General features: G+C 64.7%; 11 protein-coding genes. 6 read left to right on the top strand and 5 right to left on the bottom strand.

Annotated features, from left to right (window positions below):
- Positions 1–22 precede the first annotated feature (22 nt).
- Entirely contained in the window at positions 23–778 is a 756-nt protein-coding gene (locus tag GM672_RS01985; protein WP_155468856.1) for a DeoR/GlpR family DNA-binding transcription regulator, read from the bottom strand.
- A 71-nt stretch (positions 779–849) separates the two neighbouring features.
- On the opposite strand from GM672_RS01985, the gene GM672_RS01980 reads away from it, so the two are divergent.
- Positions 850–1,443 (top strand): NUDIX domain-containing protein, encoded by a 594-nt coding sequence (locus GM672_RS01980; protein ID WP_155468855.1) that lies wholly within the window; start codon positions 850–852, stop codon positions 1,441–1,443.
- Between the two features lie 97 nt (positions 1,444–1,540).
- Positions 1,541–1,858, top strand: coding sequence for a c-type cytochrome (locus GM672_RS01975; protein ID WP_155468854.1), 318 nt, complete (start codon positions 1,541–1,543; stop codon positions 1,856–1,858).
- A 144-nt stretch (positions 1,859–2,002) separates the two neighbouring features.
- Here the strand turns inward: GM672_RS01975 and GM672_RS01970 are convergent, their stop codons facing one another.
- The 4 genes from GM672_RS01970 to GM672_RS01955 all read right to left on the bottom strand — a co-directional run bounded on the left by GM672_RS01970 (position 2,003) and on the right by GM672_RS01955 (position 6,710).
- Positions 2,003–2,974 carry an ABC transporter permease gene (locus GM672_RS01970; protein ID WP_155468853.1) on the bottom strand — a complete coding sequence of 324 codons (972 nt, stop codon included), beginning with the start codon at positions 2,972–2,974 and terminating at the stop codon, positions 2,003–2,005.
- A gap of 2 nt (positions 2,975–2,976) precedes the next feature.
- Positions 2,977–4,059 (bottom strand): ABC transporter permease, encoded by a 1,083-nt coding sequence (locus tag GM672_RS01965; protein ID WP_155468852.1) that lies wholly within the window; start codon positions 4,057–4,059, stop codon positions 2,977–2,979.
- Complete coding sequence (locus tag GM672_RS01960; RefSeq protein WP_155468851.1) at positions 4,056–5,582, bottom strand: ABC transporter ATP-binding protein; 1,527 nt, start codon at positions 5,580–5,582, stop codon at positions 4,056–4,058. The genes GM672_RS01965 and GM672_RS01960 overlap by 4 nt, the downstream gene beginning before the upstream one ends.
- 132 nt (positions 5,583–5,714) lie before the next feature.
- On the bottom strand, positions 5,715–6,710 hold the full coding sequence (locus GM672_RS01955) for a BMP family lipoprotein (protein ID WP_170299894.1): 996 nt from the start codon (positions 6,708–6,710) through the stop codon (positions 5,715–5,717).
- 569 nt (positions 6,711–7,279) lie between these two features.
- Between GM672_RS01955 and GM672_RS01950 the strand changes: the two genes are divergently transcribed.
- The 4 genes from GM672_RS01950 (at position 7,280) to pcp (ending at position 12,099) form a co-directional block, all read left to right on the top strand.
- Complete coding sequence (locus tag GM672_RS01950; RefSeq protein WP_155468850.1) at positions 7,280–9,550, top strand: TonB-dependent receptor; 2,271 nt, start codon at positions 7,280–7,282, stop codon at positions 9,548–9,550.
- A 250-nt stretch (positions 9,551–9,800) separates the two neighbouring features.
- Positions 9,801–10,502: a DUF969 domain-containing protein gene (locus tag GM672_RS01945; protein ID WP_155468849.1), complete on the top strand. Its 702-nt coding sequence runs from the start codon at positions 9,801–9,803 to the stop codon at positions 10,500–10,502.
- Positions 10,499–11,455, top strand: coding sequence for a DUF979 domain-containing protein (locus GM672_RS01940; protein WP_155468848.1), 957 nt, complete (start codon positions 10,499–10,501; stop codon positions 11,453–11,455). Before GM672_RS01945 ends, GM672_RS01940 begins: the two co-directional genes overlap by 4 nt.
- The gene (gene pcp / locus GM672_RS01935) at positions 11,455–12,099 is read left to right on the top strand and encodes a pyroglutamyl-peptidase I (RefSeq protein WP_443094174.1); all 645 of its coding nucleotides are present in this window, start codon (positions 11,455–11,457) and stop codon (positions 12,097–12,099) included. Before GM672_RS01940 ends, pcp begins: the two co-directional genes overlap by 1 nt.
- Positions 12,100–12,212: the final 113 nt, after the last annotated feature.

Below are 12,212 nucleotides of genomic sequence, written 5' to 3'. Positions count from 1 at the left end.
CCCGGGGTTCCCCAGGCCAGGGTCACCCCAAGGTCACGCCAATGCCCATCTCCCGGTACGGCGCCAGCAGCGCGTCGTCCGTCTCCCGGCTGACGACGATATGGTCGATCGTCGCCAGCGGCGCGATCGCATATGGCGCGGCCGTGCCCAGCTTCTCGGGCGAGGCCAGCACCACGGTGCGGCTTGCCGCCGCGCTGATGGCGCGCTTCATGCACGCCTCGTCGTAATCCCCCGTCGTGATGCCGGCCTCCGGGTGCAGGCTGCACACGCCCATGAAGAACACGTCCGTGCGGATCTGGCCGATCGCTTCCAGCGCCTGCGCGCCGCAGGCCACGATGGAATGCTTGAACAGGCGCCCGCCGATGACGATCACTTCCACGCCGGGATGCTCCACCAGCTCCACGGCGATGGACGGGCTGTGCGTGACCACCGTCGCCTTCAGCTCGCGCGGCAGCGCCCGCGCCAGCTGCACGGCCGTGGTGCCGCCGTCGATGAACACCACCTGGCCCGGTTCGATGAGCGCGGCGGCCGCGCGGGCGATGGCCGGCTTGGCATCCGTCGAGATCTGTTCGCGCACGGCGAAATTGGCCTGCGCCGGGGAGGCGGGCAGGGCGCCGCCGTGCACCCGCTGCAGCAGGCCCTCCCTGGCCAGCTCGCGCAGGTCGCGCCGGATGGTGTCCTCGGACAGCCCGAGCGACTCGGACAGCACCTTGGCGACGATCTGGCCTTCCTTCTTCAGGATGTCGAGCAGCAGTTGCTTGCGTTGACGTGTCAGCATATGCGTGATTTTTCTTGAGATTGCACGATATTGCATGATATCGTAAAAATAGACCACCACGGAGAATTGCGATGGGCATACGCATCAAGGAAGTCAAAACCCTGTCGGACGACTGGTACCTCTTGAGGAAAACCACCTTCGACTACCGCCGCCGCGACGGGCGCTGGCAGACCATGTCGCGCGAAACCTATGACCGCGGCCACGGCGCCGTCATCCTGCTGTACCACCCGCTGCGCCGCACGGTGATCCTGGTGCGCCAGTTCCGCTTTCCCGCCTACGGCTACGGCGGCACGCACGACGGCTTCCTGCTCGAGGCACCGGCCGGCCTCTTGGACCAGGCCACGCCGGAGCAGCGCATCCGCGCCGAGGTCGAGGAGGAAACCGGCTACCGCGTCGGTGCCGTGCGCAAGGTGTTCGAGGCCTTCATGAGCCCCGGCTCCGTGACGGAGCGGCTGCATTTCTTTGTCGCCGAATACGACGATGCCCAGCGTGCCGGCCATGGCGGCGGCGTGGCCGACGAAGGCGAGGATATCGAAGTGGTGGAACTCGGCATCGACGAGGCGATGGCGCACATCGCCGCCGGCCGCATCGAGGACGGCAAGACCATCATGCTGCTGCAGCACGCGCGCCTGGTCCTGTTCGGCGAGGCGGGGCCGGGCCGTTGAAGGTATGCACAGACGATACTGTTTTGCGCGTGCTGCCTAACGTTTCGCGCCGCCGATCTGCATTAGAATTCTCCGGACAACCAACACTGGAGACATCATGAAACAACTCGTTGCAGCAAGCCTGCTGTCCATTGCCGCCACGATCGCCGCCACCAGCGCCCACGCGGTCGCACCGGAAGCCCTGGCGAAATCGAAGAACTGCATGGCCTGCCACGCCGTCGCCACCAAAATGGTGGGCCCGGCCTACAAGGACGTCGCGGCCAAGTACAAGGGCCAGAAGGATGCCGAAGCCAAGCTGGCCCAGAAGATCAAGAAGGGTGGCGGCGGCGTATGGGGCGCGATGCCGATGCCGCCGAACCAGGTGACGGACGCCGAGGCGCTGGAACTGGCGAAATGGACGCTGGCGCAGAAATGAAGCGGGCCGCATGAGGAGAAGCTTCATGCGGCGGCTCGAAGAGGTTTTACCTGGAGTTTTTGGCCCGCTTGCGCGGGCTTTTTTTATGCGCCGGCCAAAAGAAAAGCCCGCAACCGCGGGCTTTCCTGGAAACCGACGTAAGGCTCAGCGCGATTTGACGAACGGCACGCCAATGGCCTTCGGCGCCACCGACTTGGCCATCAGGCCGGCCAGCACGACCACCGTCACGACATACGGCACCATCTGGATCAGCGCGCCGGGAATGCGGCCGACGACGGGCAGGTCGACGCCTTCGAGCTGGATCTGCACGGCGGTGAAGAAGCCGAACATCAGGCAGCCCAGGAAGGTGAAGAACGGACGCCAGTTGCCGAACACCATGGCCGTCAGCGCCAGGTAGCCGGCGCCGGCCGACATGTCGCGCAGGAAGAAGCCGCTCTGCACGATGGCCAGGTAGGCGCCCGAGAACGAGCACAGGAAACCGGCGATCAGCATCGACATGTAACGGGTGCGTTCCACCGACACGCCGGCGGCATCGGCCGCATGCGGGTTTTCGCCGCAGGCACGCAGGCGCAGGCCGAAGCGTGTCTGGTACAGCACCCAGTGCACCAGCGGCACCAGGGCAAAGGCGGCGTAAACCAGTACCGAATGGCCGCCCAGCAGCTGGGTCCAGATCCAGCCCAGCACGGGCACGTCCGCCACGGCTTCGCTGCCCGGCAAGGTCACGTAGGGCAGGCGTGCTTCACCCAGATCCGGTGTGCGGCCGCCCTGCTGGAAGAAGTACTGCGCCACCACGAAGGTCAGGCCGCTCATGGCGATATTGATGGCGATGCCCGCCACCAGCTGGTTGCCCTTCTGCGTGACGGCCACGTAGCCCTGCAGGGTGGCCAGCGCGATCGACACGGCCATGCCGGCCAGGATGCCGTACCACGGGTTCTGCGTCGTGAAGGCGACCGCGGCCGAGACGAAGGCCGATGCCAGGATCTTGCCTTCCAGGCCGATGTCGATGACGCCGGAGCGTTCCGCGAACAGGCCGGCCATGGCGGCGAAAATCAGGACCGGCGCATTGCGCACGGTCGAGACGACGATACTGCCAAGATGGAGATCTTCGAATGTCATGATCAAGCCTTTTTACCTTTGATCAGTTTGATGAGCGCGGGCGCATACAGGTATTCCATGGCGCCGCAGAACAGGATGATCAGGCCCTGGATGAAGATGAAGGTTTCGACCGGGATGTTCGGTTTTTCCAGCGACAGGTCGAAGCCGCCCTGGATCAGCGCGCCGAACAGCACGGCCGACAGGAAGATGCCGACCGGGTGCTGGCGGCCCATCAGCGCGATGGCGATGCCGACGAAGCCGGCGCCCGCGGTGAAGTTCAGCGACAGGTAGTGGGTCGAGCCCATGATCGAGTTGACGGCGCCCAGGCCGGCCAGGGCGCCCGAGATCAGCATCGTGACGATGATCATCGACGAGATCTTCACGCCCGCGTAGTGGGCCGCGTGCTTGTTCATGCCGGTGGCGCGCAGCTTGTAGCCCCACGACGAGCGCGAGACGAAGACGCCGTAGATCACCAGCGCCACGATGGCCAGGAAGAAGCTGATGTTCAGCGGCGTGTCGCCCAGCGCGGGGAACCAGGCGTTCAAAGGCGGCAGCGCGGCAGCATCCGAGAACACACGGCTGGCAGTGTTCTGCTCGCCCGGCGGAATCAGGTATTTGACGATGATGAAGTTCATCAGCGAGGCGGCGATGAAGTTGAACATGATCGTCGTCACGACGATGTGGCTGCCCCGTTTTGCCTGCAGGTAGCCGGGAATGAAGGCCCACAGGGCGCCGAACAGCGCCGCGCCGACCATGCCGGCGGGGATCAGCAGGTACCAAGGCAGGCTGGCATCGAGCGTCAGCATGGCCACCGTCAGCCCCAGGCCGCCGAAGTACATCTGGCCCTCGGCGCCGATGTTGAACAGGCCCGCCTGCATGGCGATCGATACCGCCAGGCCCGTGAAGACGAAGGTGGACGCGTAGAACAGCGTGTACGACAGGCCTTCCGGATTGACGATGGCGCTGTTGATCAGGATCTGCATCGATTCCACCGGGTCTTCGCCCAGCAGGTAGATCACCAGGGCCGCGACCAGCAGCGCCGAGAGCAGGTTCAGGAGCGGTAAAACAATGCTGGTGGCCCAGCGTGGCATATCGTTGGTTGTCATGATTTGTGCATCCCGCCCATCAACAGGCCAATGCGGGTGGTGTCGAATTCTTCAATTTTCAGTTCGCCCGTGATACGGCCGCCGCACATCACGAGGATACGGTCGGCCAGCGCGCGCACTTCCTCCAGCTCCACCGACACCAGCAGGATCGCCACGCCGGCATCGCGCAGCGCCAGCAGCTGCGTGTGGATCGCCTCGATGGTGCCGATGTCGACGCCGCGCGTGGGCTGGCCCACCAGCATCAGCTTCGGCCTGGCCAGCACTTCACGGGCGATGACGACCTTCTGCTGGTTGCCGCCCGAGAGCAGGCCGATACGCAGGTCCGGATTGGGCGGACGCACGTCGAACTCCTTGAGCAGCGACTCGCAGCGCGCGGCGATGTGCTTGAAGTCGAACAGGCCGAAGGCACCCTTCAGGTGATCCTGGTAGCCCAGCACCGTGTTCTGCATGACGGAGAAGTTCTTCACGACGCCATCGCGCAGGCGGTCTTCCGGCACGTGGGCGATGCCCAGGTGGCGGAATTCCAGCGGCAGGCCGTCCGGGTCATGGCGATTGAAGGGCAGGGGCTTGCCCTCGAAATCGGCCTCGCCGCCAGTGGGCAGGCGCATGCCGGACAGGATTTCCATCAGCTCGCTCTGGCCGTTGCCGGACACGCCGGCAATGGCGACGATCTCGCCGGCCCGCAAGGTAAAACCGATGTCTTCCAGCAGGGGCACGCCGCTGCTGTCCTTCAACTGCAGGTCGCGCACTTCCAGTACCGGCTTGCCGGGCTTGTAGGCGCCGCGAGGCAGGTTGTTCTCGATCGGGCGGCCCACCATCATGTTGGCCAGTTCCTCTTTCGACGTGTCGGCCGTCTGCACGGCGCCGATCACGCGGCCGGCCCGCATCACCGTCACAGTGTCCGTGATGTCCTTGATCTCCTGCAGCTTGTGGGTGATCAGGATGATGGTCTTGCCCTGTTCCTTGAACAGGCGCAGGATCTCGAACAGCGACTCGGTCTCCTGGGCCGTCAGCACGGCGGTCGGCTCGTCCAGGATCAGGATATTGGCGCTGCGGTAGATCTGCTTGAGGATCTCGACGCGCTGCTGCGCGCCCACGGAAAGGTCGTGGATGGTGGCCAGCGGATCGACGTCGAGGCGGTAGCGCGCGCAGATCTCGCGCAGCTTTTTCTCGGTTTCGTGACGGTGGGCCGCCAGGCGGAAACCGCCCTCGGTGCCCAGCATGACGTTATCGAGCACGGTCATGTTCTCGACCAGCATGAAGTGCTGGTGCACCATGCCGATGCCGAGGCGGATCGCTTCCTGGCTGGTACGGATCTGCCGCGGCTGGCCGTCGAGCAGGATCTCGCCGCCGTCGGCCTTGTAGTAGCCGTACAGGATGCTCATCAGGGTCGATTTGCCGGCCCCGTTCTCGCCCACGAGGCCATGGATGGCGCCCTTGGCGATCGAGAAGCTGACGTCCGTATTCGCCTTGACCGCTCCAAAATGCTTGGAGATGCCGCGAAATTCTACTGCTGGCTGCATAGGATTCTTCAGGTCTGGTTGCTGGCGCTGGGCCGGTTCTTTGCTTGGCTTGCGGTTCTACTGAAAAACGCGCCGCAGGAGCTTGCCCCTGCGGCGCGTTTCAACGGGAGACTCCCGGGTGTTCGAGGCCGATCAGACCGGGCAGGCGGCGCCCGAACGGATATCGATGACTTTCGTCTTGCCGTCGATGATGTCCTTGCGGGCACCCAGCACCTTCTTCTCGATTTCCGGCGTGATCAGCTTGCGGTTGTTGGCGTCCAGCGCCCAGTCCACGCCGCCTTCCTTCAGGCCCTTGGCGGTAATGCCGGCCTTCCAGGTGCCGTTCTTGACCTGGGTGAAGCTGTCGTACACGGCATTGTCGACGCGCTTGACCATCGAGGTCAGCATCGTGCCCGGATACAGGTGGTTCTGGTTCGAGTCCACGCCGATGGCCAGCTTGCCTTTTTCCTTGGCCATCTGCAGCGTGCCCATGCCGGAGCCGCCGGCCACGGCGAAGACGACGTCCACGCCGCGTTCGAACTGCGAGCGGGCCAGTTCACCGCCCTTGGCCGGATCGTTCCACGCGGCGGCTGTCGTACCCACCATGTTCTGCACGATCTCGGCTTTCTTGTCGGTCGCTTTCGCGCCTTGCGCGTAGCCGCAGGCAAAGGTGCGGATCAGCGGAATGTCGATGCCGCCGATGAAGCCAAGCTTCTTCGACTTCGACGCCATCGCGGCAGCCACGCCCACCAGGTAGGAACCCTCTTCTTCCTTGAAGGTGATCGAATTGACGTTGGCACCTTGCGCCACGCCGTCGATCAGCACGAAGCGCACGTTCGGGAATTCCTTGGCAACCTTCTGCACGGCCTGGGTCTGGGCGAAGCCGATCGAGGCGATCAGGTCCATCTTCTTGCGGGCCAGGCCACGCAGCACCTGCTCGGCCTGCGTGTCGGACGAGGCCTGCACTTCGATGAAGTTGATGTTCGTTTCCTTCTTGAAGCGCGAGGCGCCTTCGAAAGCGGACTGGTTGAACGACTTGTCGAACTTGCCGCCAGCGTCGTAGACGATGGCCAGTTTCGGTGCCGCCGCGGAAGCGCTGGCCGACACTGCAACTGCAGCGATCATCATCGAAAGTTGTTTGATTTGCATGAATAGACTCCTGGAAGTTCGTTATTGTATAGTTTTTGCGAGCAAAACATGTAGGGGAGTACGGCCCCCCGTCGGGAAAGCCGCCGATTTAGAGGCTTTGCTCAGTGCCTGCTCGCCACGCAACCGTTTCCAGATTTTTCCTTGGCTTGTTGTTTCGATAAGTCCAGGTTTGTCCCGCGATACCCACTGTCGCGTTTGCACAACAGCAGTGGTGCCATCAACCGGACCGCGCCGGCGTTGTTTTTTCGCGCCGCCGGCCGTTGCCGGGCCCTCCCGAAAAAACGCCGGCTGCCGCCGTCCCTCCTGCTGTCCCTGCGAACTCTTCTATATATAGGAAGCCACTGTCTCCACGGTGGCCGCCGGGCAGCTCTTTACTATGCAACAGCTGTGATATGTATGGCAAATACGTTTTTGCTTGCCCATTTATATCAAATTGATATCAATCAATTTCGTCCTAGCACGATTTTCGGGCCGGTGGGTTCATGCTAGCATCGCGTCTTCATTGCAGATTTTCTATGCTTTTTACGCACACTTGTGGTGTTTTTAATTCAATCGAAGGAGCTGGCCTCATGACTGAACCTACCCGTTACGCTGCGCGTACGCTGATCGCGCTGGCAGTCGCCGCCGCATTTCCCCTGCATGCCCAGGAGGCGCCACAGCCGCAGCCCGCCGCCGACTCCGCGGCCGCGACGGAAACGCGCCAGCCCGGCCAGCTGGAAACGGTGATCGTCACGGCGCAGCGCCGTGCCGAGAACATCAAGGACGTGCCGATGTCGATCGCCACCGTCAAGGGCGAGAAGCTGGACGTGCTGACCTCCGGCGGCCAGGACATCCGCTTCCTGTCCGGCCGCTCGCCGTCCGTCGCCATCGAATCGGACTACGGCCGTACCTTCCCCCGCTTCTACATCCGTGGCCTGGGCAATACCGACTTCGACCTGAACGCCTCGCAGCCGGTCGGCCTGGTGATGGACGACATCGTCCAGGAGAACCCGATGCTCAAGGGCTTCCCCGTCTTCGACGTCGACCAGGTGGAAGTGCTGCGCGGCCCGCAGGGCACGCTGTTCGGCCGTAACTCGCCGGCCGGTGTCATCAAGTTCGACTCCGCCAAGCCCGTGTTCAAGACGGAAGGCTACCTGTCGGCCGGCTTCGGCAAGGACCGCGTGCGCAATATCGACGGCGCCTACAACATCCCCGTCAGCGACACCGTGGCCATCCGCTTCGCCGGCCAGTCGCAGCACCGCGGCAACCGCGTGCACAACGACCGCCCAACGGGCACGCGCGACTTCGAAGGCTACAAGGACAACGCCGCGCGCCTGCAGGTGCTGGTCAAGCCGAGCGCCGACTTCAGCGCGCTGTTCAACGTGCACGGCCGCGACATGGACGGCAACGCCACCCTGTTCCGCGCCAATATCTTGAAAGCCGGCACCAATGGCCTGGTCGACAACTTCGACTTCGGCAGCTACCCGACCGACGGCGTCAACGAACAGCACCTGAAGAACAAGGGCGCCAGCATGCGCCTGCGCTGGGACCTGCCGGGCGTGACCCTGCATTCGATCACCGGCTACGAGACGCTGGACTTCTACAGCCGCGCCGACGTCGACGGCGGCTACGGCGCCTCGTATGCGCCGCCGATGGGCCCGGGCTTCATTCCCTTCCTCGTCGAGACGGCCGACCTGATCCCGAACCACAAGCAGCTGTCGCAGGAATTCCGCGCCGAGTCCACCACCAAGGGCCCGCTGCAGTGGATCGCCGGCGTCTTCTACTTCAAGGAAGACATCCAGATCGACAGCATCTCCTTCAATTCGCTGGCACCGGGCAATCCGCAGAACGCCAACTACGCGACCCAGGAGCAGAACGCCAGGTCGTGGGCGGCCTTCGGCTCCGTCAACTACGCCATCAACGACCGCCTGAAGGTACGCGGCGGCCTGCGCTACACCAGCGACAAGAAGGACTTCGTGGCGCAGCGCATCGAGACGGGCGGCCGCAGCTACCTGCCGCTGAGCCAGGACTCGAACAATATCAGCTGGGATGCCAGCGGCACCTACGTGCTGACGAAAGACACCAACGTCTTCGCGCGCGTCGCCACCGGCTACCGCGCACCGTCGATGCAGGGCCGCCTGAACGATCTGGGCAGCCGTCCTTCGATGGCCGGCGCCGAGAAGGTGCTGTCGGTTGAAGCCGGTATCAAGCAGGACCTGTTCGACCGCCGCGCGCGCCTGTCGGCCACGGCCTTCCACTACCGCGTCAAGGACAAGCAGCTGACGGCCGGCAGCGGTACGGTCAACATGAACCAGCTGCTCAACGCCGACAAGGCCACGGGCCAGGGCGTCGAGCTGGACGTGCAGGCCAACCTGTCCGATTCGCTGTCGATGACCTTCGGTTCCAGCTACAACGATACCGAGATCAAGGACGCCAGCCTGTACGTGCTGCCATGCGGCAGCGGCTGCACGGTGACGAACCCGATCTCCTTCGTCGGCGGCACCCGCGTGGCCCTGATCAACGGCAACCCGCTGCCGCGCGCACCGAAGTGGCAGCACAACTTCACCCTGAAGTACAGCACCCCCGTGGCCAACGGCGAGTTCTACGCCTTCACCGACTGGGCCTACCGTTCCTCGTACAACTTCTTCCTGTACGAAGCGGTCGAGTACAAGGCCAAGGACCTGCTGGAAGGCGGCCTGCGCGTGGGCTACAAATGGGGCGACGGCAAGTACGACCTGGCCCTGTACGGCCGCAACATCACGGACGAAGTGCAGTCCGTGGGCGCAATCGACTTCAACAACCTGACGGGCATCCTGAACGAACCGCGCACCTACGGTGTGCAGTTCAAGATGAATTTCTGATACTGTTGGTTACGTAGCTTGACTGGCCCCGCCCCGTGCGGGGCTTTTTTTATGCAACCAACAGTTAAATGGGGACAGACCCCATTTTCCAGGCAACTTTTCGTGCCGGCGGCCGCTTACGGGGGCAAAGGCGATTCGGTGCCCGGCACCTGATTCGGGCGCCGAGCTTGAGTGCCGGGTTGGGACGCTTGTGCCCGGCTATCGGCGTGCCGTCTGCTAGGATCGTTGGACGAACCTTGCTGGAGAGAGTATGCAAACCGTAGTGAACCTGTGGCCCCTGCTGGGCGTGGCCGTCATTGTCGCCGGCTTCCTTCTGCGGCTGCATCCGGTGCTGGTCGTGATCGCCGCCTGCCTGGCAACGGGAGCCGCCGTGCTGATGCCGCCGCTGGAGTTGCTGGCGGCGCTGGGAACGGCTTTCGTCAACACGCGCAACCTGCCCCTGATCCTGCTGCTGCCGCTGGCCGCGATTGGCCTGTTGGAGCGCTTCGGCCTGCGCGAGCATGCGCAGGCGGCCATCAGCCGGGTGAAGTCGGCCACGGCCGGGCGCCTGCTGATCGTCTACCTGGCCATCCGCGAAGGCGCGGCCGCCGTCGGGCTGACGTCGATCGGCGGGCATCCCACCATGGTGCGCCCGCTGATGGCGCCGATGGCCGAAGGCGCCGCCGAACGGCAGGCTGCCGCGCATGGCACCGTGCTGTCCGATGCGGCGCGCCAGCGCGTGCGGGCGATGACGGCGGCCACCGACAATGTCGGCCTGTTCTTCGGCGAGGATATCTTTGTCGCCTTCGGTGCCATCGTGCTGATGCAGACCATCCTGCGCGGCGAGGGCATCGAGGTCGATCCGCTGCACATGGCGCTGTGGGGCATCCCGACGGCGCTGTCGGCCTTCGTCATCCACGCGTGGCGCCTGCGCCGGCTCGACCTGTACCTGGACCGCGAGGCGCGCGCATGATCCTGCAGCTCGAGCATTTCTACTATGTCGTCGGCGCCATCCTGGCCATCGTCGCGTGGATGTCCGCCACCGACCGCACCAATCCCCGCCGCTGGAGCACGGCCCTGTTCTGGGGCCTGTACGCGCTGATCTACCTGGCTGGCGAGGCGCTGCCGGCCGCGCTGGCTGGCGCCGTCGTCGTGGCGATGGCGCTGCTGGCGGGTTTCGGCGGCGTGCGCAGCGGCAGGCCCGACGTGCTGTCCGACAGCGAGCGCCGCGCCAGCGCCGCACGCCTGCGCCACAAGCTGTTCCTGCCGGCGCTGGCCATTCCCATCGTGACGGTGCTGGCGTCGACCTTGCTGAAGGATGTCAAGGTGGGCGCGCTGTTCCTGATCGACCCGAAGCAGGCCACCCTGGTGGGGCTGGGCTGCGCTTCCATCGTCGCGGCCGCGCTGGCGTGCCGGCTGACGCGCTCGACGCCGGTGCAGGCCATGCGCGAGCACCGCCGCCTGGTCGACGCGCTGGGCTGGGCCTTCTTCCTGCCCCACCTGCTGGCGATCCTGGGCCTGCTGTTCACGCAAGTGGGCGTCGGCAAGGCCGTGGCCCACCTGACGATGTCGTATATTCCGATGGAGTCCGCGCTGCTCGCGGTGGCCGTCTACTGCGTCGGCATGGCGCTGTTCACCATCGTGATGGGCAACGGCTTCGCCGCCTTCCCCGTGATGACGGGCGGCGTCGGCATCCCCGTATTGGTCGGCGTGTTCGACGCCAACCCTGCCGTGATGGCGGCCATCGGCATGTTCTCCGCCTATTGCGGTACCCTGATGACGCCGATGGCGGCGAACTTCAATATCGTGCCGGCCGCGCTGCTCGACCTGCCGGACAAGCACGCCGTCATCAAGGCCCAGATCCCCACCGCCTTGCCCCTGCTGGTGGTCAATATCGTATTGCTGTACTTCCTGATGAACCAATGATGAAAACCGTGCTGCTGACAGGCTTCGAGCCATTCAATAAACAGTCCCTCAACCCCGCGTGGGAAAGCGTGCGCGCGCTGGAAGGGTGGGCCGAAGAGGGCTTCGCCGTAAACGTGCGCCAGCTGCCCTGCGTGTTCGGCCACGCCCTTGATGCCTTGCGCGCTGCGCTGGGCGAGGTGCGGCCTGACGTCGTCATCGCCGTCGGCCAGGCGGGCGGGCGCCATGACATCACGGTCGAGCGGGTGGCCATCAATATCGACGATGCCCCCATCGCCGACAACCACGGCATCCAGCTGGTCGACCAGCCCATCGCAACGGACGGCCCGGCTGCGTACTTTGCCACCTTGCCCATCAAGGCCATCGTGCATGCGCTGCGCGAAGGCGGGCTGCCGGCGTCGGTGTCGCAGACGGCCGGCACCTTCGTCTGCAACCACCTGTTCTACGGTCTGATGCACGAGCTGCGCACGCAACCGGCCACCAGCGCCGGCTTCATCCACATTCCCTACCTGCCGCAGCAGGCAGCGCAGATTCCCGGCGCGCCCAGCATGGCGCTGGCCGACATGGTCGAAGCCATCCGCATCGCCGTGCGCACCGCCTGCACCACCGAAGGCGACCTGCGCGAAGCCGGCGGCAAGACCCACTGACCCGCAGGCGGGCCCGTGTCCACAATGGGGGACGAGTGTATAGCTGAGCTGTATCTTTGTCGGGGGCCTGGAGGCAGGGCGGACATGCATGTCCGCCCCGCTGCGCAGGCGAA

Source organism: Pseudoduganella buxea (assembly GCF_009720835.1).
Classification (GTDB): Bacteria; Pseudomonadota; Gammaproteobacteria; order Burkholderiales; family Burkholderiaceae_D; genus Rugamonas; species Rugamonas buxea.
The sequence above is the reverse complement of the archived record's forward strand: the minus strand, read 5'-3'. Positions and strand labels throughout refer to the sequence as shown.

Excerpts from the sequence above, each read along its gene's own strand:
- GM672_RS01980 (WP_155468855.1), top strand. The coding sequence starts at position 850 with ATGGGCATACGCATCAAGGAAGTCAAAACCCTGTCGGACGACTGGTAC.
- GM672_RS01975 (WP_155468854.1), top strand. The coding sequence starts at position 1,541 with ATGAAACAACTCGTTGCAGCAAGCCTGCTGTCCATTGCCGCCACGATC.
- pcp (WP_443094174.1), top strand. The coding sequence starts at position 11,455 with ATGAAAACCGTGCTGCTGACAGGCTTCGAGCCATTCAATAAACAGTCC.
- GM672_RS01960 (WP_155468851.1), bottom strand. The coding sequence starts at position 5,582 with ATGCAGCCAGCAGTAGAATTTCGCGGCATCTCCAAGCATTTTGGAGCG.
- GM672_RS01955 (WP_170299894.1), bottom strand. The coding sequence starts at position 6,710 with ATGCAAATCAAACAACTTTCGATGATGATCGCTGCAGTTGCAGTGTCG.
- GM672_RS01985 (WP_155468856.1), bottom strand. The coding sequence starts at position 778 with ATGCTGACACGTCAACGCAAGCAACTGCTGCTCGACATCCTGAAGAAG.
- GM672_RS01950 (WP_155468850.1), top strand. The coding sequence starts at position 7,280 with ATGACTGAACCTACCCGTTACGCTGCGCGTACGCTGATCGCGCTGGCA.
- GM672_RS01940 (WP_155468848.1), top strand. The coding sequence starts at position 10,499 with ATGATCCTGCAGCTCGAGCATTTCTACTATGTCGTCGGCGCCATCCTG.
- GM672_RS01970 (WP_155468853.1), bottom strand. The coding sequence starts at position 2,974 with ATGACATTCGAAGATCTCCATCTTGGCAGTATCGTCGTCTCGACCGTG.
- GM672_RS01945 (WP_155468849.1), top strand. The coding sequence starts at position 9,801 with ATGCAAACCGTAGTGAACCTGTGGCCCCTGCTGGGCGTGGCCGTCATT.
- GM672_RS01965 (WP_155468852.1), bottom strand. The coding sequence starts at position 4,059 with ATGACAACCAACGATATGCCACGCTGGGCCACCAGCATTGTTTTACCG.